The 23,359-nt window shown below is 63.6% G+C and carries 21 protein-coding genes; 11 read left to right on the top strand and 10 right to left on the bottom strand.

The features are described 5' to 3' along the window. The first annotated feature begins 53 nt into the window (after positions 1–53). A complete protein-coding gene (gene fba, locus X744_RS158195; RefSeq protein ID WP_023758983.1) occupies positions 54–1,118 on the top strand; it encodes a class II fructose-bisphosphate aldolase in 1,065 nt (354 codons plus the stop codon). 205 nt (positions 1,119–1,323) lie between these two features. On the opposite strand, the gene X744_RS158200 is transcribed toward fba, so the two are convergent. The 8 genes from X744_RS158200 to ftsZ form a co-directional block, all read right to left on the bottom strand. Then, entirely contained in the window at positions 1,324–2,601 is a 1,278-nt protein-coding gene (locus tag X744_RS158200) for a trehalase family glycosidase (protein ID WP_023758982.1), read from the bottom strand. Between the two features lie 21 nt (positions 2,602–2,622). Next, complete coding sequence (locus X744_RS158205; RefSeq protein ID WP_023758981.1) at positions 2,623–3,663, bottom strand: ABC transporter ATP-binding protein; 1,041 nt, start codon at positions 3,661–3,663, stop codon at positions 2,623–2,625. Between the two features lie 21 nt (positions 3,664–3,684). Beyond that, positions 3,685–4,530 (bottom strand): carbohydrate ABC transporter permease, encoded by an 846-nt coding sequence (locus X744_RS158210; protein ID WP_023758980.1) that lies wholly within the window; start codon positions 4,528–4,530, stop codon positions 3,685–3,687. Positions 4,531–4,543: 13 nt separating this feature from the next. Further along, positions 4,544–5,389 (bottom strand): sugar ABC transporter permease, encoded by an 846-nt coding sequence (locus X744_RS158215; RefSeq protein WP_023758979.1) that lies wholly within the window; start codon positions 5,387–5,389, stop codon positions 4,544–4,546. An 88-nt stretch (positions 5,390–5,477) separates the two neighbouring features. Continuing rightward, entirely contained in the window at positions 5,478–6,746 is a 1,269-nt protein-coding gene (locus X744_RS158220) for an ABC transporter substrate-binding protein (protein ID WP_023758978.1), read from the bottom strand. Positions 6,747–6,785: 39 nt separating this feature from the next. Continuing rightward, complete coding sequence (locus X744_RS1000000175100; protein ID WP_023758977.1) at positions 6,786–7,295, bottom strand: substrate-binding domain-containing protein; 510 nt, start codon at positions 7,293–7,295, stop codon at positions 6,786–6,788. Beyond that, the gene (locus X744_RS1000000175095; protein WP_050589525.1) at positions 7,256–7,843 is read right to left on the bottom strand and encodes a LacI family DNA-binding transcriptional regulator; all 588 of its coding nucleotides are present in this window, start codon (positions 7,841–7,843) and stop codon (positions 7,256–7,258) included. Before X744_RS1000000175095 ends, X744_RS1000000175100 begins: the two co-directional genes overlap by 40 nt. Positions 7,844–8,231: 388 nt before the next feature. Further along, on the bottom strand, positions 8,232–9,266 hold the full coding sequence (ftsZ, locus tag X744_RS158230; RefSeq protein WP_023758975.1) for a cell division protein FtsZ: 1,035 nt from the start codon (positions 9,264–9,266) through the stop codon (positions 8,232–8,234). Between the two features lie 457 nt (positions 9,267–9,723). Between ftsZ and X744_RS158235 the strand changes: the two genes are divergently transcribed. From X744_RS158235 to X744_RS158240, 3 genes are all read left to right on the top strand, one after another. Beyond that, positions 9,724–10,422, top strand: a complete 699-nt coding sequence (locus X744_RS158235) for a GntR family transcriptional regulator (RefSeq protein ID WP_023758974.1) — start codon at positions 9,724–9,726, stop codon at positions 10,420–10,422. Between the two features lie 284 nt (positions 10,423–10,706). Then, entirely contained in the window at positions 10,707–10,922 is a 216-nt protein-coding gene (locus X744_RS1000000173625) for a hypothetical protein (protein ID WP_156938531.1), read from the top strand. A 112-nt stretch (positions 10,923–11,034) separates the two neighbouring features. Continuing rightward, entirely contained in the window at positions 11,035–12,390 is a 1,356-nt protein-coding gene (locus X744_RS158240) for a glutamine synthetase family protein (protein WP_023758972.1), read from the top strand. Between the two features lie 48 nt (positions 12,391–12,438). Here X744_RS158240 and X744_RS158245 read toward each other — a convergent pair whose 3' ends face one another. Next, the gene (locus X744_RS158245; protein WP_023758971.1) at positions 12,439–13,128 is read right to left on the bottom strand and encodes an SDR family NAD(P)-dependent oxidoreductase; all 690 of its coding nucleotides are present in this window, start codon (positions 13,126–13,128) and stop codon (positions 12,439–12,441) included. A gap of 131 nt (positions 13,129–13,259) precedes the next feature. Continuing rightward, positions 13,260–14,120, bottom strand: a complete 861-nt coding sequence (locus tag X744_RS158250) for a MurR/RpiR family transcriptional regulator (RefSeq protein ID WP_023758970.1) — start codon at positions 14,118–14,120, stop codon at positions 13,260–13,262. Positions 14,121–14,295: 175 nt separating this feature from the next. On the opposite strand from X744_RS158250, the gene murA reads away from it, so the two are divergent. From murA to X744_RS158285, 7 genes are all read left to right on the top strand, one after another. Continuing rightward, positions 14,296–15,552: a UDP-N-acetylglucosamine 1-carboxyvinyltransferase gene (gene murA / locus X744_RS158255; RefSeq protein WP_023758969.1), complete on the top strand. Its 1,257-nt coding sequence runs from the start codon at positions 14,296–14,298 to the stop codon at positions 15,550–15,552. Beyond that, a complete protein-coding gene (locus tag X744_RS158260; protein WP_023758968.1) occupies positions 15,549–16,448 on the top strand; it encodes an N-acetylglucosamine kinase in 900 nt (299 codons plus the stop codon). The genes murA and X744_RS158260 overlap by 4 nt, the downstream gene beginning before the upstream one ends. 157 nt (positions 16,449–16,605) lie before the next feature. Then, positions 16,606–17,529, top strand: a complete 924-nt coding sequence (gene murQ / locus X744_RS158265) for an N-acetylmuramic acid 6-phosphate etherase (RefSeq protein WP_023758967.1) — start codon at positions 16,606–16,608, stop codon at positions 17,527–17,529. Between the two features lie 96 nt (positions 17,530–17,625). Continuing rightward, the gene (locus X744_RS158270; RefSeq protein ID WP_023758966.1) at positions 17,626–19,143 is read left to right on the top strand and encodes an ABC transporter substrate-binding protein; all 1,518 of its coding nucleotides are present in this window, start codon (positions 17,626–17,628) and stop codon (positions 19,141–19,143) included. Positions 19,144–19,256: 113 nt separating this feature from the next. Further along, the gene (locus X744_RS158275; protein WP_023758965.1) at positions 19,257–20,216 is read left to right on the top strand and encodes an ABC transporter permease; all 960 of its coding nucleotides are present in this window, start codon (positions 19,257–19,259) and stop codon (positions 20,214–20,216) included. Then, on the top strand, positions 20,216–21,055 hold the full coding sequence (locus X744_RS158280) for an ABC transporter permease (protein WP_023758964.1): 840 nt from the start codon (positions 20,216–20,218) through the stop codon (positions 21,053–21,055). The genes X744_RS158275 and X744_RS158280 overlap by 1 nt, the downstream gene beginning before the upstream one ends. Beyond that, positions 21,052–22,800 carry an ABC transporter ATP-binding protein gene (locus X744_RS158285; RefSeq protein ID WP_023758963.1) on the top strand — a complete coding sequence of 583 codons (1,749 nt, stop codon included), beginning with the start codon at positions 21,052–21,054 and terminating at the stop codon, positions 22,798–22,800. The genes X744_RS158280 and X744_RS158285 overlap by 4 nt, the downstream gene beginning before the upstream one ends. Positions 22,801–23,359: the final 559 nt, after the last annotated feature.

Genomic DNA, 23,359 nt, shown 5'->3' with positions numbered 1-23,359 from the left:
CGGCTACCGGTCGGACGACGTTGCGCTTGAAACCAGATACGGGAGACTATTGGGTGGCTCGCATAACACTGAGACAATTGCTCGACCACGCCGCCGAATACGGCTACGGCGTACCCGCCTTCAACATGAACAATATGGAACAGGGCCTCGCCATCATGGAGGCCGCCGAGGAGACCAAATCGCCGGTCATCCTGCAGGCAAGCCGCGGCGCGCGGGCCTATGCCAATGACGTTGTGCTGGCCAAGCTGATCGATGCGCTGGTCGAAATCCATCCCGACATTCCGGTCTGCATGCATCTCGACCATGGCAACAACGAGGCCACCTGCGTCACCGCGATCCAGTATGGCTTCACCTCGGTCATGATGGACGGATCGCTGAAGGAAGACGGCAAGACGCCTGCCGACTACGCCTACAATTCCGGCATCACCAAGCGCGTCGTCGACATGGCGCATTGGGGCGGCGTGTCCGTCGAAGGCGAGATCGGCGTGCTCGGATCGCTGGAGAGCGGCGGCGGCGAGCAGGAAGACGGCCACGGCATCGAAGGCGCGATCAGCCACGACCAGCTTTTGACCGATCCGGAACAAGCGGTGGAATTCGCTAGGGATACCCATGTCGATGCGCTGGCGGTTGCCATGGGCACGAGCCACGGCGCCTACAAGTTCTCGCGCAAGCCTGACGGCGCGGTGCTGGCCATGAACGTCATCGAGGAAATCCACCGCCGCCTGCCCACCATGCATCTGGTGATGCACGGCTCGTCCTCGGTGCCGGAGGATCTGCAGGAGATCATCAACAAATATGGCGGCCAGATGAAGCCGACCTGGGGCGTCCCGGTCGAGGAGATCCAGCGCGGCATCAAGCACGGCGTGCGCAAGATCAACATCGACACCGACAACCGCATGGCGCTGACCGGAGCCATCCGCAAGGTGCTGACCGAGAACCCGAGCGAGTTCGATCCGCGCAAATATCTGACGCCTGCCATGGCCGCGATGCGCAAGCTTTGCAAGGAGCGCTTCGAACAGTTCGGCACCGCCGGCAACGCGCAGAAGATCAAGCCGCTGCCGGTCGCGGAAATGGCCAAGCGTTACAAGTCGGGCAGTCTAGATCCGAAGTTTGGGTGAGCTGCCTTGGCGGTTCTCCCTTCTCCCCTTGTGGGCCCACAAGGGGAGAAGGTGGATCGGCGCGCAGCGCCGAGACGGTTGAGGCCCAGCGGAGTGAGGCGGCGGTGTCTTCTGGAACACCCCTCATCCGACCGAGCTGCGCTCGGCCACCTTCTCCCACAAGGGGCCCACAAGGGGAGAAGGGAAAGAGAGGGCGGCGCTGCCCCTACGCGTCGCGCAAAAACTCGATCACCATCGCCGCCGTCCAGGTGAAGCGGCCGCCGCCGAGCGGCTCGCCGGTGAGCGGGTCGTAATATTCGGCAAAGCCGCTTTCCCGGATCAAATCCAGGCTGGATTGCATGATGCGCCGTGCCGCGTCGTTGTGGCCGGCGGCGGCGAGGCCGTCTGATATCATGTAGTTGACCACCAGCCAGACCGGGCCGCGCCAGTAGCGCTTGGCGTCGAAACGTGGATCGTCTGGATCATGCGACGGGACGACGTAGCGTGCCTTGGCGGCAAGGCGTTCGACGGTTGCGGCCAGCGCAGCGGTGCGAGCCCCGGGAATGGCCGCGAAGGCCGGCAGGATGCCGCCGACGGAGGCGCTGTCGACCAGCCTGCCGGTGACGCGGTCGAGGCAGAGATACTGGCCGTGCGCATCGCTCCACAGCCGCTCCATCGCCGCCAGGCTCTTTTCGGCGCGGGCACGATTGGCGCTGGCGATCCCGGTTTCGCCCAGCAATTGTGCCAGATCGGCGAGATCGGCGCAGGAGCGGACCAAAATGGCGTTGAAGCCGGGATCGACGGCCCGGAATGGCGAGGCGTCATGCAATTTGGTGTTGTCCCAGCCGAGCCCGCGAAAGTGCTGCAACAGCCAAATGTAGCGGTCATACTGGCCTTGCGTCGGCCGGTGCGCCGGATCGGCGTGTAAAGTGTCGCGGCGCGTGTAAGGCTCGACGCCTTCGGTCGGCACGCAGTCGAAGGCCTCGTCCCAGTCGATGGAATTGTCGCGGCCGGACTCCCACGGGTGGATGATGGCGACCAGTCCCTCGCCCGCAGGGTCGCGATTTTCGTAGAACCAGCGGTGCCAGGCATCGATCTTCGGCAGCAAGGCGCGGGCCCGCTCCGCAGCAAATTTCTTGTCCTTGGCCCGGTCGAACAGGCGGCGTATGGCAAAACCTGCAACAGCCGGCTGGGTGATTCCGGAGGTGGCCGTCGGGCGGCCGGTGCGCCAGACTTCCGGCCCGGGAAAATAGCCGTCGCTCCAGACATGGAAGACGATGTGCGGCACCATGCCGTCCGGCCATTGGTGCGCGAACAAGGTCTCGATCTCGGTCCAGGCGCGGGCCTCGTCATAATGGGCCAGACCGAGCGCTGTGAGGCAGGAATCCCAGTTCCACTGGAACGGATAGAGACCTTTCGTCGGGATGGTGTAGGCGCCCTTGTCGTTCTCTTTCAGCACCTCGACGGCGCGGGCGATGATGTCACTGGCGGGAGAAGCAGTCATGAGAGTTCAGGGCTTTCGGTATCAAAGACTATTGGTGGTTTCCGGATCGAACCAGCGGATGCGGTCGGGTTTGGGCGCGAGCCGCAGGTGATCGCCGACCTGGACGCCGGCATTCGAGTCCAGGATGGCGCGGAACAGGCCGCCCTCGACATCGCAGGTGACCAGCGTGTGTGATCCGAGCGGCTCTATGACGCGCACGGTGGCATGCAAGCCCTCGCTGCCGGCACCGACGTCTTCGGGGCGGATGGCGAAGTCTATGTTCTGCTTGTCCGATTTGGGGCCGGGCAGCGTCAGTCCGGCAACGGTCCAGCTGCCATTCCTGGCCTTGGTTGCCGGAATAAAATTCATCGGCGGGTTGCCGATGAAGGAGCCGACGAAACGCGCGGCCGGATTGCGGTAGACCTCGACCGGCGACGCGGCCTGGACGATGCGGCCTTGATGCATGACGGCGATGCGGTCGGCGAGGCTCATCGCCTCGACCTGGTCGTGGGTAACATAAATGGTGGTGGTCTTCGACGCGGCAAGCACGCCCTTGAGTTCGGCGCGCATTTCCAGCCGCAGCAGCGCGTCGAGGTTCGACAGCGGCTCGTCCATCAGGATGACGTCGGGCTCCATGGCGAGCGCACGGGCGACGGCAACGCGCTGGCGCTGGCCGCCGGACAGCTGGCCCGAATAGCGTTTCAGCAATTGCTCGATATGCATCAGTTCGGCGGTGCTGTTAACGCGACGCTCGACGTCAGCTTGCGGCAACTTCTTCATGCGGAGGCCGAAGGCGATGTTCTCGAACACGGTCAGGTGCGGAAAGACGGCGTAGTTCTGGAACACCATGGCAATGCCGCGGTCGCGCGGCGGCAGATGGTCAACGCGGCGGCCGCCAATCCAGACCTCGCCCTGGCTTGGCGTTTCCAGCCCGGCGACGATGCGCAGCAGGGTGGTCTTGCCGCAACCCGAGGCGCCGAGCAGCACCATGAATTCCTGGTCTGATATGGTGAGGTCGACCTGGTGCAGGGCGGTGAAGCCGCCGAAGCGCTTGGCCACACCCTTGATCGCGATTTCAGCCATGTGCGGTCTCCGCGTCTCGCGTCATCGGTTGGCGATCCCCCACATGGCAAACAGGTATTTTCGAACGGCGAAGATGAAGATCAGCGCCGGCACGACCAGTGCGGCACCGCCGGCGAATTTGAGATAGAGCGGCGATTCACCGACGCTTTGCAGCAGGAAGGCGGTCAGCGTGCGGTTCTCGATGGTGAGCACGGCGGCGGCAAACACCTCGTTCCAGGAGATGGTGAAGGCAAACACCGCCGAGGCCGCGATGCCGGGCAGCGCCAGCGGCAGGATGACCTTTCGAAAGGCCTGCAGCCTTGTGCAGCCGAGCGTCCAGGCTGCCTCTTCGAGTTCGACGGGTATGCCCGAGAACAGCGAGAAGGTGATCAGCACGGCAAACGGCAGCGCCAGCGTGGTATGGACCAGCGCCAGCCCGATGGCGGTGTCGTCGAGGCCGGTGCGGATGAACATCACCGCCAGCGGCAATGCCAGCAGCGGCAACGGGAAGGCGCGCGTCATCAGCACCAGGAAGCGGAAGGCCTCCTTGCCCGGAAAGGCGAAACGCGACAGCGCGTAGCCGGCCGGCGCACCGAAGCCGATGGACAGGATCATCGTCAGGGTGGCGACGAGGACCGAGTTCCACAGTGCCCTGGCGACGCCGGCAAATTCGATGAAGAAGGACAGGCTGCCAAAATCGAAGGACGGAAAGAAGCGCTTGGGAAAGGCGGTGACCTCACCCGGCGCCGACAGCGCGTTGACGAGCAAGAGATAGATCGGCAGCAGCACCCAGACGCAAAGCAGCATGGCGGTGGCGATCAGCAGCCAGTCGCCGGCCTTGCGCGCATCGGCGGTCGCCGTGGCCGGTACTTCGGCGATGGCGCTCATATCCGCGCCTCCTTTATATCCGGGCCTCTTTAGGCACCCGCAGCACCCTGAGGAAGAACAGCGTGAAGCCGATCGAGATGGCGAGGATGAGCAGCGCCGAAGCGGCGGCGACATTGCGGTCCTGCAGCGTGAATTGCCAATTGTAGGTCTCGCCCATCAGCACCGGCAGATTTGTGCCGCCAAGCGCTGCGACCACGGCGAAGACTTCGAAGGCGAGGATGACCCGCAGGATAATCGCCGTCTGCAGGCTGGGGCGCAGCAATGGCAGCGTGATGCGCACAAAGCGCTGCCATGGGCTGGCGCCAAACACCTCCGCCGCCTCGTAGTATTCCTTGGGGATCAGGCCCATGCCGGCGACGAGGATGACCATCATGATTGCGGTGGCACGCCAGATCTCGGCCAGTGCCACGGCGATGAAGATGGTCAGCTTGCTCTGATAGCCGAGGAACATGATCGGCGTGTCGACGACGCCAAGGCTGGAGAGCAGCGTGTTGAGGAAGCCGGACTGGTCGAAGATAGCGAGCCAGATCAGGCCCGCGGCGAGGTCGGAAATGCCGAGCGGAATGGCGAAGACATAGAGCGCCGCGCTGCGTCCGGTCTCCAGCCGCGCCACCACGCTTGCCATCAGCAACGCCATGGCGAGCTGGATCGGCACGACGATCGCCGCAAGCAGCAGCGTGTTGCGAACCGTGGCGGGGAATTTCCAGCTGCCGGCCATGGTGCGAAAATTATCGAGGGTGAAGGCGCCGTCGCGGGTCACCGCCTCGAAAGCGACCAGCGCGAAGGGGTAAAGGAAGAAGATGCAGAGGAACAAGGTCGCCGGCATCAGCAACAGATAGGGCAGAGCCTTGCCATGCATGGTGGTGTCCTTTGCGATGCTGCGGCCATGTGGGTGCGGGTCTGGGCGCCCGGAGTGCAACAAACTCCGGGCGCCCCCTCGGGAGGATTTAGTCGACCGGGCAAGCCCCCTCGGATGGCTTGTCAGGTGCCCAGCACGGCGCCTTGGCCTGGTCGATCAGGCCCTTGAGCGCCGTGGCCTCTTCGCCAAGCACGCCATGCACGTCCTCGCCGCCGAGCACGATGCGCTCGAAGCTGTCGGTGTAGACCTGGTTGAACTTGCCATCGAGATCGCCGAGCCCCATCGGCAGCAGTGCCGGCAGAGCATCGGGAGCCCCGGTCATGGTGGTGATCGCCGGACCGAAGGCCTTGACCGAAGCCGGCATGTCGTCAGGCAGCTTGACGTCGACGACCGGGAAGAAATTGGTGGCTTTCAGTGTCGCGATCTGGGTTTCCGGCTTCAGCATGTAGGCGACCAGCGCCTTGGCCTTGTCGATGTCGGGCGAGGTCTTCGGGATGGCGACACCGGCCACGACAGGCATGAATCCGCGACCGGCGGGGCCGGCCGGCGCCGGAAAGGCAACGAACTCATCCGGCTTCTTGTTGAAGGCGTCGGCAAGCCGCGCGACATGGTCGAACGCCACCCAGACATCGCCGGTCAAAAGCGGCTCCTGCATGAAGGCATAGTTGGTCGAGTTCGGGTTGGTGTATTGCCACAATTCCTTGAACTTGTTCCAGGCGATCTCGGCTTCCGGTGAACGGAACTTGGTCACCATCGAGCCGGTGTAGGACGGGTAGAGGAACCCCTCGAAGAAGCGGTGCTTGAGCCCTTTTGGACCGGCGGGAAAGCCGAATTTCGGCGAGCCGGTTTTCTCGGCGATGTTCTTCGACCATTCGATCAGCTGGTCATAGGTGATGGTGTTGAGATCGACGCCTTGCGGCAGATATTGCAAGGCCTGCTTGTTGGCCGCCATCAAATAGGTGGCCTGCATCCATGGCAGGTATTTCTGCTCGCCGGTGCCGAGCATGCCAAGCTTCTTGTAAGCTTCGTTGACCTTGACGCCGCCGACATCGACGCCGGACAGATCGACAAAGTTCGCGCCGACATTGGAGAAATCACCATGCAGGCCGCCGAGCACGCCGATGGTGCCGGTGCCGGCCTGCAGTTCGGCCTGCAAGCGGGTGAGCCAGGGGCCGGTCTCGGCGACCTGATAGTCGACCGCACCGTCAAAACCCTTCAGCACCTCGTCGCGCATCTTTTGGGTTTCCTCGACGGGGCGCGCCTGCGTCGACCAGAACAGCACCTGCTGGGCCCGCGCGCCGCCTGAGGCGATCGATAACGCCAGCGCGGCGCCGAGCAGTGTCTTCAATGCTTTCATCACGGTCTTCCTCCCTGGATATGCGCCGTCACGGCGGCGTCAGCTTCTCATCTGCGGTGCGGGTCCATGGCTTGCGCGCGCAACCAGCGTCGGCCGGATCAGCCGCGTCAACGGTGCGGTGGGCTTGTCGGCGATGATGGTGAGCAGCATGTCGGCGATCTCACGCGCGCATTGACGGATCGAGGCATCGAATGTGGTCAGGCCCGGCGGCGCGTAGGCCGAAGCAGCGATGTTGTCGAAACCGATGACGGAGAGGTCGCGCGGCACGCTGAGGCCCGCGCGGGCGGCCTCCTCCATCACGGTCAAAGCCAGTTCGTCGAACAGCGCGACGATGGCCGTGGGCCTGTCAGGCCGCTGCAGCATGCGGTTGACGGCCTCGACGCGGGCTCCGTGATCGAAGCGCGGCGCCGTCACCACGTCGAGCCGCACCGAAGGATCGCCCCGACGGGCAATGGCCGCGGCAAAGCCGTCTTGCCTGAGATGCCGGAACGTCATCGGTTCGGAAATCGTCACCAGGCCGAAATGGCGGTGGCCGAGATCGTAGAGCATGTCGAATAGAGCATGTCGAAGGCTTCGCCGAAGGCATGGGCGCCGTCGGTATCGAGCCAATTGTAGCCGAAGTCGCTGTCGAGCAACCGGCCATGGGCAACGAACGGAAAGCCGCGCTCGCGCAGATAGGCGAGCCGCTCGTCGACCGCGGCGATACGCGTCACGACGACGCCATCGGCGCGTCCGGATTCGACGACATGGCGCAGCACCGACAGTTCCGAATGGCCGAAGGCGGCGGTGGCCAGGATCAGGTCGGCGCCATGCGATACCAGCCCTTCGCCGAGCCCGGTGACGAATTCGCCAAGGAAGGAATCGACAAGGTTCGGTCCGCGGATCGGCAACACGAGGCCGACGAAGCCACTGCGGCCGGAGACAAGCGTGCGCGCCGCGGTGTTGGGCACGTACCCCGCCTGACGCGCCGCGTGCGCGACACGTTCGCGCGTCTTCAGCGCGATCTGTTCATGGCCGGCAAGCGCCCGCGACACCGTCGTGATCGACAGGTCGAGGCCTGCGGCAAGCTCCTTGAGCGTGATGACGCGGGTCGTCATCCTTCTCCCTCGAACAAGTTTGAAACGTTTGTAATTGCCTTTCGCAAAAATGCAAACGTTTTAAATTTCTATCCAAAGCGGACTGACAAGCGATCCGATCATCGGTGTGGTGGGTTTGGGCGTGCCCAGAAGATTGCGGGAACACCCGTCAATCGTCATCCTGGGGCGGAGCTAGGAGCGAAGCGACGCGGCGCAGACCCCAGGATCCTGTGTGTTGTTGCCATGCCGCGACTTCCAGGCGCTGCCGCGGTGCAGAACTCTGCTCCGCTGCACTCTACGATTAAGGTCGCGGCATGGATCCCAGGGTCTCCGCGACGCCGCTTCGCGGCTGCTCCGCCCAGGGATGACGACATTGGAGGCTAGCGCTCCGCATCCGGGTCGGCCAGATCTACTGAAGCGTCCGCGCGCTCTGGCCGAGGTGATCCCGGGCTATGCCGGCATCGCCATCTTCTGCTCCAGACGCACGGTCGAGTCCCGTCGCCACCACCGAGACCCTGAAGCGGCCTTCCATGCTCTTGTCGAAGATCGCGCCGACGATGATGTCGGCATCCTCGTAGACCTCTTCACGGATGCGGGTGGCAGCCTCGTCGACCTCGAACAGCGTCATGTCCCTGCCGCCCGATATCGAGACCAGCACGCCCTTGGCGCCCTTCATCGACACTTCGTCGAGCAGGGGGTTGGCGATCGCGGCTTCCGCCGCCTTCATCGCCCGGCCCTCACCGGACGCCTCGCCGGTGCCCATCATGGCGCGGCCCATGTCGCGCATCACCGATTTGACATCGGCGAAGTCGAGATTGATCAGGCCTTCCTTGACGATGAGATCGGTGATGCAGCTGACGCCGGCATAGAGCACCCGGTCGGCGATGACGAATGCATCGGCGAAGGTGGTCTTGGCATCGGCGATCCTGAACAGGTTCTGGTTCGGGATGACGATCACCGTGTCGGCGCTCTCGCGCAGCCGCTCGATGCCCTCTTCGGCCATCTGCATACGGCGCCGGCCTTCGAAGGTGAACGGCTTGGTGACGACACCCACCGTCAGGATACCGGCCTTGCGCGCCGCCTGGGCGATGATGGGTGCAGCGCCGGTTCCGGTGCCGCCGCCCATTCCGGCGGTGACGAAACACATATGCGTGCCGGCCAGATGATCCATGATCTCGTCGAGCGATTCCTCGGCCGCGGCACGGCCGATCTCTGGAAGCGAGCCAGCGCCCAATCCCTCGGTGACGTGAGCGCCAAGCTGGATCAGCCGCGTCGCCTTCGACATGGTCAACGCCTGGGCGTCGGTGTTGGCGGCGATGAATTCCGTACCCTGAAGCTGCTCCGCGATCATGTTGTTGACGGCATTGCCGCCGCCGCCGCCAATGCCGATAACGGTGATCTTGGGTCTCATCTCGGAGATTTCGGGCTTCTTGAACTCGGCCATGCCTGCTTCTCCTTCGCTAATTGCGCGCTGCTTCACGGCCCACCCCCAGACTGCCTTGGGACATTGCAATCGAGCGGCACGACGCGAATCAGTCCGTTCGGATGGGTACCCCAAAAAGCCAGAGAGCGGCCAGAGGTGCAAGTGCGCGCAAGGTCAAGATTTGTGATGACCGTTTTGGACAGGGGGATCGCGGAGGTGAGTATCCGTCGCGGATATGCCAGACTGAATCCGATGCGGTTGCGATAGCCGCCGGAAGAATCGCACCGTCTCTGGAGAAGTTTGTTTGCTGCAACCACCGGCAGGGTGACGAGCTGGCTTGCCGCGCGACGATCGAAGCGTCTATCATGCGTCGATAAATCGCTGACTTGGCGTTCTCGCCGCGATCGGCCAGGCAGGATTATCCGCGGCTGTTTTCGCCAGGGTAGATTTCAGAACGAATGAAGCAGCGCCCCCGCCAATGGCCGACAAGACACAATTCGGCTTGACCGCCGTCGACACCGTTCCCCTGCATGAGAAAGTCTATCTGGAACTCGTGCGGGCGCTGATGTCCGGCCAGTTCGCGCCGGGCCAGAAGCTGACCTCGCGCAAGCTCGCCAAGGAGCTCGGCACCAGCGACATGCCGGTGCGCAGCGCCTTCATGCGGCTTCAGGCACTGCGCGCGCTCAGCCCACTGCCGAACGGCAGCGTCGAAGTGCCGGCCATTTCGGCCGAGCGGTTTTCGCAGTTGACCGCAGTACGCACGATCCTCGAAGGCTCGGCGACAGAGCTTGCGACAGAACGCATCAACGGCAACAATCTGCGGACGATCCGACGCCACTGCACCGACCTGACCCTGACGGCCTGCAAGGGCGATATCGACGATTACCTGCGCAAGAACCACGAGTTCAAATTCTCGATCTATCGCCATTGCGGCAACGAGCAGATGATCTTCCTGATCGAGACGGTGTGGATGCAGGTCGGCCCGTTTCTCAGGAACCTTGCCATAGGGTTCGAAGATGACCTCGCCTCCATTCTCGACATCGACTATCACGAGGAAGTCGTCGCGGCGATCGAGGCCCAGGATGGGGATCGAGCGCGCATGGCCATCGTGCGTGACATCGAAGAAGGCGCCGCGCACATCCTTCAGCAGGCCAGATTTCCGGACGCTAGAGGTTAGAATGGATCACCCGACGCCTATCGTTCCTTTCAGCGGATTATCGCAAAACCTTCGCGATTGGCTGAAGCCTCCCCAACGTCGTCATCCCTGGGCGAAGCAGGAGCGAAGCTCCGTCGCGGAGACCCTGGGATCCATGCCGCGACCTTGGTCGAAGAATGCAACGGAGCAGAATTCTGCAACGCAGCAACGCTCCGACATCGCGGCATGGATCCCTTGGGCTGCGAAGCAGCTCCAGGGGTCTGCGCCGCGTCGCTACGCTCCTTGCTCCACCCGTGGATGACGAATTGACCGACGTTTCCGCCAATCGCCAAGGCATGCGGTTCGTCACCGTCAAGACTTTCTCGCCGAAGAAGCAGGCATCGGCCCAGGAGCTGGGGGCAGACATCACAGCCCGAATGCCCCTTGGCTTTCCGTGCTCTTGCCTCTATGTTGCGATCGCAGATCGCGCAATTGGTTTTGAAATGCCTCCCGACATCCCAGCTAGTGACTTGAAAAAATAAGGAAAATATCTGGCATCAGCCGGATGTGCTTCCCGAAAACTCGCAAGCTATTTTTACCAGGGACAGTGCAGCCGAGCAGGCTGCGGCGCCTTCCAAAACCAGAGGTTAGAAATTGAGCGATGCAATTGCGGACGTTTTGAACTGGCTCGAAAGCAGAACCGACATCCAGAGCCTGAGGGCGGCGGTGTGCGATCTCAACGGCATCATGCGCGGCAAGCGCATTCCCGTCGAGCAGGCAAGGAAGGCGCTGGAAGGCAAGCTGCGCATGCCTTATTCGCTGATCGGGCTCGATGTCTGGGGCGAGGATATCGAAGGCAACACGCTGGTCTTCTCGACCGGCGATGCCGATGGGCTTTGCCAGTGGACAGGGCGCGGCATTCTGCCGGTCGCCTGGACGGCGCACCCGACGGCGCTCATCCCGCTATGGCTTGCCGACGAAAGCGGCGCGCCCTATCTCGGCGACCCGCGACGGGCGCTGGCCCGCATCCTCGATCGTTACAAGGCCCTGGGCCTGACCCCGGTCGCGGCAACGGAACTCGAATTCTACCTCGTCGATCCGCAGTCGCAACGGCCGGTCGGACCTGTCTCGCCGGTAACCGGGCGCCGTCTTGATTCCGACGCGGCGCTGTCGATCGACGAGATCGACGATTTCGAATCCTTCATCCATGACGTCTACGAGGCCTGCCGGACGCAAGGCATTCCCGTCGACACGGCCATCGCCGAAAACGGTGTCGGTCAGTTCGAGATCAACCTGAACCATGTCGCGGACGCCTTGCGGGCGGCTGACGATGCGGTGCTCTTCAAGCGCACGGTGAAGGGCATTGCCCGCAAGCATGGCTTTGCCGCTTGCTTCATGGCCAAGCCCTATGGCGACCGGGCCGGCAACGGCTTTCACGTCCATTTCAGCCTGGTCGATGGAGAAGGGTGCAACGTGTTCGACGACGGCACCGATCAGGGTTCGTCGATCATGCGCCATGCGGTCGGCGGCCTGCTTGCGGCGATGGCCGAGAGCACGCTGGTGTTCGCCCCGCACTTCAATTCGTACCGCAGGCTACGCCCAAGATCCTACGCGCCGACCGCCGTCGCCTGGGGTTACGAGAACCGCATGGTGGCGATCCGCATTCCCGGCGGACCTAGCGGTGCGCGCCGTATCGAGCATCGCGTTTCGGGGGCGGACGCCAATCCCTATCTGGTGCTTGCCGCCATACTGGGCGCAGCACTGATAGGCATCGAAAGACAGTTGTCGCCTGGCGATCCGACGGGTAGCGATGGCCAGGGACTTCCGCCGGCAAAGCTGCCGCCGGACTGGGCGTCCGCGATCGCCGCCTTTGAAGGCGGCACGCATGTGGCGGAAATCTTTCCGGCAATCCTGCGCGACTCCTTCGTTGCCTGCAAACGGCAGGAGCTGAACACGTTCGCGCTCAATGTCAGCGATTTCGAAATCGAGACCTATCTCGAAAGCGTTTAGGTCCAAGGGCTTGCACGACACGGTCGCCCCGGGCAATCCTCTGGATTGTCAGAAAGTCTCGACCCAGGGCCGCAGCTCGAGCTCTGAGCTCCAGGCGCTGCGATGCTGGCGATGGGTCGCGAGATAGGCCTCGGCGACGGCGTCCGGCGACAGGCGGCGGTCCGGCCGGTCCGGGTCACCGAGCTTACCGGGCGGCTCGATCGCCCCGTCGATGATGAAGTGGGCGACGTGGATGTTCCTCGGGGCGAGTTCGCGGGCCATGGACTGCGCCAGGCCGCGCAGGCCGAACTTCGGCATGGCAAAGCCGGCCGAGCCGGAAAATCCCTTCACACTGGCGGTGGCGCCGGTGAACAGGATCGATCCGGAACCCCGGACAAGGAGCCGGCGCGCCGCCTGCTGGCCGACCAGGAAGCCGCCATAGGCGCCGACCAGCAATGCCTGTTTGACCGCTTCGGCATCGAGTTCGGCGATCGGGCCGCGCGTGCGCGCGCTGGCATTGAAAACCACGAGCGCCAGCGGGCCGGCCTTGTCGGCGGCGTCGAACAGCTTGGCCACGGATGCGGCGTCGGCGACATCCGTCTCGACGGCCAGCGCACCGGTCTCGTCGACCAGAGCGCCCAGCTTCTCAACGTTGCGGGCGGCCAGAACCACGCGAAAGCCTTCCCGGGTGAGAAGGCGCGCAAGCGAGGCGCTCAGACCAGCGCCAGCACCTGCAATGACGGCCACATCGGATGTCATGATTTTTCTCTCCTTGCAGATCAGGCAGGGTTGCGCCTTCGCGGGTGACAGGCAAGAGATGGAATTGCTGCAGTCGTTGAGCCAGACGGTCGCGGGACCGGCGTTTGCGCAATCCAATATCGCCTGTGGCGCTACGAAGACCGCTCGGCCTTCAGCACCGAAACCGCCACTTCGCTGTTGTGGACGTACTCATTGGCGTCCGGCTGTTTCTGCACCAGCAGGATGAACAGCAAGTCCGTCAGCGCCAGTTGCGCATCGCGCGCGGTGATCGAAGACGAGCGCGCCCGCTCCTCATCGGCGATGGTGTAGAGGCAGATGTCTGCGACACGGCTCAGCGGATTGTCGTGCAGGCCGGTGACCGCGATTACGGTCGTGCCGCGCTTGTACGCAAGCTCGGCGATGCGCAAGGTTTCGATGCTGGCGCCGGAATAGGAGAGTGCGAACAGCACGTCGCCGGGCCCGAGCGTCGAGACATTGGCCATCTGGATGTGACTGTCGCTGTCATGCAGGACATTGCGGCCAAGCTTCATCAGCTTGTAGGAGAAATCGCGCGCCACCAGCGAGGAAGCGCCGACGCCGACCAGATGGATGCGGCGCGCGCCATCCAGCAATTCCAGCGTCCTCGAGATGATGCGCTCGGTGTTGGCGGCGACCGTCCGCTGCATCGACAGGAGCTTGCTGCCGATCAGCTTCTTCAAAATGACCTGGTAGTTGTCGCCGACCTCGATCGACCCGTGGATCATGCCCGCCGGCACCTGCCATTCCTGCGCCTTGGCCTCGCTGACCGCGAGCTTGAGCTCCTGATAGCTGGCATAGCCGAGCTTCTGGCTGAACTTGACGACGCTCGACTGGCTGCGTCCGATCTCGGCGGCAAGAGCCGCCGTCGACAGGCGCAGCATCTGGTCGGGATTGTCGACGATGTACTGGCCGATCTCACGATCGCCAGGCGCCATGCCGTCGAGCTTCGCATTGATCCTGTTCAGAACTGACACGGATTCCCTCGCGCTTTCAGGTGACGGCAAAAGGAATAAAATATTCCAATTCCGATTGACAGCCAAGAACGTAGAATTAATTCTCGACCGATCGGGCCAAGATCCGGAATTCGGAGCGACATCTCCAGAGCGAGCCGCCCGTGTGTGACCGGCTTTCGCACGAAGGTTTCAAACCATGGACAGATTGCGGATCGTCGGCGGACAAAGACTGGAAGGCGCGGTCACCATATCCGGCGCCAAGAACGCGGCTTTGCCGCAGATAGCGGCCGCGCTGCTCAGCCCCTTCCCGCTCGAACTGACCAATCTGCCTGATGTGACCGATGTCGAAAACATGCTCGGCGTGGTGCGGCTTCACGGCGCCCAAGTGACGCGGTCGGCGCATGCCGCGACGATCGACACCAGTGCCGCCGTATCCAAGGAGACATCCTACGACACGGTGCGAAAAATGCGGGCGACGGTGCTCGTGCTGGCGCCGCTGCTGGCGCGTTTCGGTCATGCCCGGGTTTCGCTGCCGGGCGGCTGCGCGATCGGTGCGCGGCCGGTCGACATGCATGTCGCGGCACTCGCCGCGCTGGGCGCCAGGATTGCCATCGAGAACGGTTCGATCGTCGCATCAGCGCCGAACGGGCTGACCGGCACGCGCATCGTCTTAAGCTCACCGTCGGTCGGCGCGACGGAAACCGCCATGATGGCGGCGACCACGGCCAAGGGCGAAACCGAGATCCTCAACGCGGCCCGCGAACCCGAAGTGGCTGATCTCGCCGCTTGCCTCAACGCCATGGGTGCCAGCATCGAGGGTGCCGGCACGCACCGCATCCTGATTGCCGGCGACACCAACTGGCATGCGGCCAGGCACGACATCATCCCGGACCGAATCGAGGCCGGCACCTATGCGATTGCCGCTGCGATCACCGGCGGCCAACTAGAGCTGACCCACGCCCGGCTCGAGCACATGGCCTCGGTAGTGCAATTGCTGGAGGCCACCGGCGTCAGCGTATGGCCCGGCGACCGCGGGCTTATCGTCTCGCGCGATAGGCCGCTCAAGGCTATCGATCTCACCACGGAACCCTATCCGGGGTTTCCGACCGACCTTCAGGCGCAGTTCATGGCGCTGATGTGCTGCACTGACGGCGCATCGCTGCTACGTGAAACCATCTTCGAGAATCGCTTCATGCATGCTCCCGAATTGATGCGGCTCGGCGCCAACATCAAACTGCAGGGCACCACGGCGCTGGTGCGCGGCGGCGCGAAACTGCACGGCGCGCAGGTGATGGCCACCGATCTGCGCGCTTCGGTGTCGCTGGTGCTGGCGGCGCTGGTCGCCGAGGGCGAAACCATCATCAACCGGGTCTACCACCTCGACCGCGGCTATGAGCAACTGGACCACAAGCTGCGCCTGTGCGGCGCCGATATCGAGCGGCTGAGCGCATGAGCCCGGGGCGCCATTTTCTCGGCGTCGACGGCGGCGGCACCGGCTGTCGCGCCCGCATCGAGGACTCGGATGGAACCGTGCTGGGACAAGGGCTGTCGGGCCCGGCAACGACGCGGCTCGGCATCGACGCCGCCTGGGCGTCGGTCGCGAAAGCGTTTGGCACGGCGGTCGAAGAGGCGGGCTTCGGGGCTGCGGAGATCGCCCGGATCCACGCCGGCATCGCCCTTGCCGGCATCGGCCGCAAGGGCGCGCTGGAAGCACTCAGGGCGATCGCACATCCCTTCGCAAGCATCGATTTCGTCAGCGACGGAGTCGGCGCCTGCCTGGGCGCGCATTCGGGCCAGGACGGCGCCATCGTCATCGCCGGCACCGGTTCGATCGGCCTCGGCTTTGTCGACGGACGCGACCTGCGTGTCGGCGGCTACGGCTTTCCGATCTCCGACGAGGGCAGCGGCGCCGATCTCGGCCTGAAAGCCGTGCAGCTGGCGTTGCGCGCCCATGACGGCCGCCATGAGCGGACAGCACTTCTGGCAGAAGTGATGCAGCGTTTCGAAGACGATCCGATGGAAGCGGTCGCCTGGATGGATCGCGCAAGTCCGACGGACTATGCCGCCCTGGCGCCGATGGTGATGCGCCACGCCGATCAAGGCGATCCGGTCGGACGGCGCATCGTGCAAAGTGCGGCCGAGCAGATCGATACGCTGGTGCGGGTGCTGTTCGAAAAAGGCGCGCCGCGTGTGGCCTTGCTCGGCGGCCTCGCCAGCCCGCTCGAACCGTGGCTCTCCCCCGATGTCCGGCGCCGGTTGAAGCCTGCTGACGGCGATGCCGTGTCCGGCGCGATCATCCTTGCCAAGAGGTCCGTTCACCGACGGCAGCGTCTTGCCCCGAAGGAATAAAATATTCCAGATTTCTGTTGACGATACGAATATCCAATTCTAAAAAGTTAACAGAGAAAACACGGTAGCGAGGATAGGCTCTTGGCCCCTATATGCCGCTCCCGATCGGCGAGCCATGCTCATCCGGCTGTGCCGCGTGGCTCTTGAAAGCACTGGGATGACCGAGCAAAGGTTGATGTCTGAGCTGGACCGGCTGGTTTCCGAGGGCCGGAACCCAAGGACGATTGACATCGACTTGCTGCCGACCATCGACGTCCTGCGCAAGATCAATGACGAGGACAAGGCTGTTGCGGCGGCTGTCGAAAAGGTCCTGCCTGAAATCGCTGCCGCGGTGGACCGTATCGTGCTTGCCTTCCAGAGAGGCGCGCGGCTTGTCTATATGGGCGCCGGCACCAGCGGCCGGCTTGGCGTTCTCGATGCATCGGAGTGTCCGCCCACCTTCGGCGTGCCCGAAGGCATGGTGGTCGGCCTGATCGCCGGCGGTCCCGACGCCCTGGTGCGGTCGACGGAAGGCGCCGAGGACGATCCGAAAATGGGCGCCAAGGCATTACGGGAGATCACGCTCACGGCAGACGACGTGGTGGTCGGCATCGCGGTCAGCGGCCGTACGCCCTATGTCATCGGTGGATTGAACTATGCCAAACAGGTGGGCGCAACGACGGTCGCCCTGTCCTGCAATCCGGCCTCCACCATCGCCGGCATCGCCGACATTGCCATCTCGCCGGTCGTCGGCCCGGAGGTGCTCACCGGCTCGACCCGGCTTAAGTCGGGAACCGCGCAGAAGCTGGTGCTCAACATGCTGACCACCGCTTCGATGATCCGCATCGGCAAGAGTTACCAAAACCTGATGGTCGACCTTAATCCGTCGAACAAGAAGCTTGTCGCGAGGGCGATCAGGATCGTCATGCAGACGACCGGCTGTACGGCGCGACAGGCAAAGCAAGCGCTCGGCCAGACCGGCAACGATGTCAAGCTGGCGATTCTGGTGACGATCACCGGCATGGGTGTCGAGGAGGCGCGCGCGGCTCTCGGCAAGGCCTGCGGGTTCCTGCGAAAGGCAATCAGCGACATAACGGCGTGAGCCGCATAGACTGGGCCGATGGTCCAAAGCATGTGTGTCTTGGAAGCGGTCGGCAGAACTGCAAGGCATCGAGTCAAATCACAAAGGGAGACGAAAATGGCAAGGCATCTCACAAGAACACTGCTTTCAGGTATCACGCTGGCCGCGATGCTCGGCATTGCGACGGTTTCGAGCCACGCGGCAACGCTGCACATGGCCTGGTCACAGGACGCCACGGGACTTGATCCGCACAAGCAGACGGCGTTTTCGTCGCTGCGGCTGCTGGAGCTGATCTATGAGCCGCTGGTGCGGGTCGACGCCAGCCTGCAGATCATCCCTGCCATCGCCACCTCCTGGGAGTTCTCCAAGGACGGCAAGGAGCTGACCTTCAAGCTCGACCCCAAGGCGAAATTCCAGGACGGCGCCGCCGTGACCTCGGCCGACGTCAAGGCATCGTTCGAACGCATCCTCGACGAGAAGACGGGGGCTGCGGCTCGTGCCAACTTTCTGTCGATCGCAAGCATCGATACGCCGGATGCAGCGACCGTGGTGTTTCATCTGTCGCAGCCCGATGCGCCCATCCTGACCGCGATGAGCGACGTCAACGCGGCCATCGTCCCGGCCGGCGAAATCAAGGCCGGCTCGATCGGCACCAAGGCTTTAGGCTCGGGACCCTTCAAGCTCGACAAATGGGACCCTAACGCCAAGGAAGTCTTGAGCGCCAACAAGGATTGGGCCGGGGGCGCAACCGGTGTCGACGGCATCGAAATCAGCGTGCTTCCCGATGAAGCGGCGATCCTGGCCGCCATGCGCACCAAGCAGATCGATTTCGCGCTGCTCAACGACCCGCTGGTCGCCACGCTGGTGCCGAAGGAATCCAGCCTGCAGCTGAACCGCGTGCCGGTGCTCGCCTATCACGTGCTGCAGCTCAATCCGTCGCGCAAGCCGATGACCGAGCTCAAGGTGCGCCAGGCCATCTCCTGCGCCATCGACCGCCAGGAAGTGCTGGACACCGCTTCGCTGGGCGAAGGCAAGGTCACCGGGCCGCTCACCATTCCGGCGCTCGCGACCGACCCGAGTCAGTTGTTCTGCTACAAGCGCGACGTCGAAAAGGCCAAGAAGCTGATGCAAGAGGCCGGCTATGCCGACGGCTTTTCGGCGACCGTAATCGGCGCCACCGGCGAACCGCCGACGGCAGCGGCGGAGGCCCAGGTCATCCAGTCGCAGCTCGCCGAAATCGGCGTCAAGCTCGACATCAAGATGATGGAGCTCAACGTCTATGTCGATGCCTGGCTGAAGGGCGACTTCGACATGGCGATCGCCTTGAACGGCGGCCGCGCCGATCCCTACACCATGTACAACCGCTACTGGACCAAGGCGGGCAATCTGCAGAAGGTGGCGAACTACATCGACGACACGCTCGACAGCCAGATGCAGCAGGGCCGCGCCGAAACCGATCCGGCAAAACGCAAGGCGATCTTCGCCGCGTTCGAGAAGCATCTCACCGAAATGTCGCCGTGGATCTGGCTCTACACGTCCTACAGCTATACGGCCCAGCAGAAGAACATCGCCGGGTTCGTGCCGACGCCCATCGGCACGCTGTTCAGCCTGAGTAAGGTTACCATTCAGCAGTAGTCGCCGCAGGCTTTAGAGATAGAGCATGATGTCTGGACAAACGATATCCGTTTGTCCAAGAAAACCGCTTCACACTTTTCGGCATCATGCTCTAGACGAGAGGACTTCTTCGCGTGAACTATCTGATGCGACGACTGGCGACGTTTCCTCTCGTCCTGCTTGGCGTGTCCATCCTGGTCTTCGTGGCGATCCGGATGGTGCCGGGCGATTCGATCACGGCGATGCTGGGCACCGAAGCCGGGCTGCTGACACCGGCGCAGCGTGACTCGCTCGCCGCCTATTTCGGCACCGACCAGCCCTGGTTCGTCCAGTACTGGCGCTGGATAGGCGGCATCCTGCATGGAAATCTCGGCATCTCGGTCACCTATGGCAGGCCGGTGCTCGACGTCATCCTCGAGCGCTTCCCACTGACGCTCGAACTGGCCGTGCTGTCGATGGTCATCGCGCTCGCTGCCGGCATGCCGGCCGGGATCTATGCCGCCACCCACAACGAGAAGCTGTCCGATTTGGGAGTGCGCATCGCCGCCATGATCGGCCAGTCGACGCCGAGCTTCGTGCTGGGCCTGCTGATCATCTACACGCTGTCGGCCGGCTTCGGCGTGCTGCCGGCGATGGGCGAGTTCGCGCCGCTGTGGCAGGATCCCTTGCGCAATCTCAGCCAATTGATCCTGCCCGCCATCACGCTCGGTTTCGCCTTCGCCGCGTCGGTCACCCGCATATCGCGTTCGGCCATGCTCGACGTGTTGAGCGACGACTATGTGCGGACCGCGCGCAGCAAGGGCGCCTCGGCGCGCAGCGTCATCTGGCGGCACGCTCTGCCCAACGCGCTCATCCCGGTCGTGACGCTGAGCGGCATCGAGTTCGGCTACCTCCTGGGCGGCGCGGTGATCGTCGAGCAGATCTACGCGCTGCCCGGCCTCGGTCGCATGGTGCTGGACGCGATCCAGCAGCGCGACTACGCGCTGGTGCAGGGCAGCGTGCTGTTCATCGCCTTGAACTTCATGATCGTCAATCTTCTGGTCGATCTCGCCTATGTCGCGCTCGATCCGCGCATCCGGCTGGGGGAGTCCTGATGCGCATCCTGCGCGCCATCTTCGGCCATAGCAGCGGCCGCATCGGCGGCGTCATCGTCGGCGTCTATATCACGGTCGCCATGCTTGCCATGCTGGGGCTGACGCCGCACAATCCCATCACGCAGTACCGCGTCGACCGACTGCATGCCCCCAACGGCGTCTACTGGATGGGTACCGACCTGTTTGGCCGCGACGTGGCTAGCCGGCTGATGGCAGGCATCGGCCAGTCCTTCACGGTCGCCTTCTTTTCGGTGGCCTTCGCCGCTCTGGCTGGCACCGTGCTCGGGCTGGCCGCCGCCTGGCTCGGCCGCCGCTGGGACGGTGCTGTCATGCGGATCATGGATGTGCTGCTGGCCTTCCCGGCCATCCTTTTGGCGCTGCTCATCGTCACCGTCGCTGGACCCGGCACTTGGACCAGCGTCGTTGCCATCGGCATCGTCTACACTCCGATATTCACCCGCGTGGTGCGTGGCCCTGCACTGTCGCTCAAGGCGCGTGAATTCGTCGATGCCGCACGCACCTTCGGCAGCAGTTCCGGCTACATCGTGACGCGCCATCTGCTGCTCAATCTGGTGGCGCCCTTGACCGTGCAGGTGACGCTGGCGCTGGCATGGTCGCTTTTGACCGAAGCCGGTCTGAGCTTTCTTGGCCTCGGCACACAGCCGCCGGCGGCCTCGCTCGGCCTGATGCTGAGCGACAGCCGCAATCTGATGGAGACCGCCCCCTGGCTGATGATCTTTCCGGGCCTGACGATCATGATCAGCATCCTCGGCTTCAACCTGCTTGGCGATGCCCTGCGCGATATCCTCGACCCGAAGATGCGGAGAGCGCCGGCATGATGCCGCTGCTGTCCGTTCGCGACCTGCGCGTTGGCTTCGGCCGCGATCCGCAAGCCAACGAGGTGGTGCGCGGCATAAGCTTCGATCTGGCTGATGGCGAGACGCTGGCCATAGTCGGCGAAAGCGGCTCGGGCAAGTCCGTCACCGCGCTCTCGATCAACCGCCTCATCGATTTCGGCGGCGGCCGCATCACCGGCGGCGCCATGACGCTGAAACGCGCCGACGGCAGCCTTTTCGACCTGATGACCGCGACCGAACCGCAACTGACCGGCATTCGCGGCGCCGAGATCGGCATGATCTTCCAGGAGCCGATGACCTCGCTCAACCCGGTGCTGACTATCGGCTGGCAGATCGAGGAATCCTTTCGCCTGCACCGCGGCCTGACCGGCAGGCAAGCCACGGCAGCGGCCAAGGATGCGCTCGACCGCGTGCGCATTCCCGATGCCGCGCGGCGGCTGAAATACACGCCCAACCAGCTGTCGGGCGGCATGTTGCAGCGGGTGATGATCGCCATTGCCCTGGCCTGCAATCCGCGCCTGCTGATCGCCGACGAGCCGACGACGGCACTCGACGTGACGGTGCAGGCGCAGATCATGGCGCTGCTTGCCGAACTGAAGCGGGAAACCGGCATGTCGATGATCTTCATCACGCACGACATTGGCCTGGTCGCCGGCATCGCCGACAAGGTGATGGTGATGCAGAACGGCCAGGCCGTCGAGCAAGGCGAGTTGAACCAGATCCTCGACAATGCGCAGCATCCCTATACGCAGCATCTGCTGCAGGACGTGCCGCATTTCACCAATGGGAGCACAACGCGTTCGGACGGACGGCGCGACAAGGTCGCGAGCCACGAGCCGGCCTTGAAGGTCGACGGCCTCGTGGTGCGGTTTCCTCTCAAGAGCCGTTTCTTCAGCCGCGCCACCGGCGCCGTGCATGCCGTCGACGGCGTCGATTTCGACCTGATGCCGGGCGAAACATTGGCCATCGTCGGCGAGAGCGGTTCAGGCAAATCGACCACCGCGCGTGCCGTCCTGGGGTTGGTGCGGTCGACGCGCGGCAGCTTCTCGGTCGGCGCTAGAAAAGCGTCTGCTCAGCAAAGCGCCCTGCCCGTGCAGATGGTGTTCCAGAACCCCTACGCGTCGCTCAATCCGAGGCTCAGCATCGAGAGCATCCTGGCCGAACCGGTGATCGCCACCGGCGGTCGGGTCGATGCCGGAACGCGGGCCAGGATGGCGAGCCTGCTGGAACGCGTCGGCCTGCCGAAAAACAGCCTGGAGCGCTACCCCCATGAATTCTCCGGCGGCCAGCGGCAAAGGCTGTGCATCGCCCGCGCACTGATGCTCAACCCTTCCGTCGTCGTCCTCGACGAAGCCGTGTCCGCCCTAGATGTCTCGGTACAGGCGAAAGTGCTGGAGCTGCTGGTCGATTTGCAGCGCGAGTTCGGGCTAGCCTATCTGTTCATCTCGCACGACATGGCGGTCGTCGAGCGGATCGCGCACAGGATCGCCGTCATCTATGCCGGCCAGATCGTCGAGATCGGTGACGCGACCTCGGTGCTGTCGCAACCGAAGCATTCCTATACCAAAAAACTCATTGCCGCCGTTCCGACCATCGACCGACGGCACGAGCATTTCGAGCTTGATACGCGCCAGGTTCCCTCGCTTGTGCGGCCGCAGGGGTTTGAGCCGGCTCCGGCGAAATGGGAGCAGTTTGGGCGGGATCATATGGCGAGGGTGGAAGGGTGATGGGTGGTGCGCAGACACTTCTAAACTCGGAGGGACAGCACCCCCCTCTGCCCTGCCCGGCATCTCCCCCGCAAGGGGGGAGATCGGATGTCGCCTCGGCTTTCGCCAATCTCCAAGATTGGAAGGTTGGCGGGACATCAACGCTGCCAATCTCCCCCCTTGCGGGCAGGGGAATCGCACATGAGTACAAAGGGACTCTTGTGTGGTGTGCGGAAATCGATTCTGAAAGGACCTCTGGATGATCTGAGGTCAGCATGGTGTTTCTGGATGTATTCGGCGAGGTTCCGGACCCGCGGGACTTGACCGCGCAGCATCCGTTGCCGGAGATTTTGTTCNTACGCCGCGATCCTTCACACCCCCCTCTGCCCTGCCGGGCATCTCCCCCGCAAGGGGGGAGATCGGCCGTCACCACGACTTTCGCAAATCTTTCAACGTTGCAAGAATGGCGGTTCGTCAAAGCTGCCAATCTCCCTCCTTGCGGGGGAGATGGCCGGCAGGCCAGAGGGGGGTGCTGCCCCGCCGGCATCGAGTTTGCACCGCCGATCCCTCTGCGTTGGCC

Origin of the sequence: Mesorhizobium sp. LNHC252B00 (assembly GCF_000502955.1) — a bacterium.
GTDB lineage: Bacteria > Pseudomonadota > Alphaproteobacteria > Rhizobiales > Rhizobiaceae > Mesorhizobium.
This window is presented reverse-complemented; position numbering and strand designations above follow the sequence as displayed.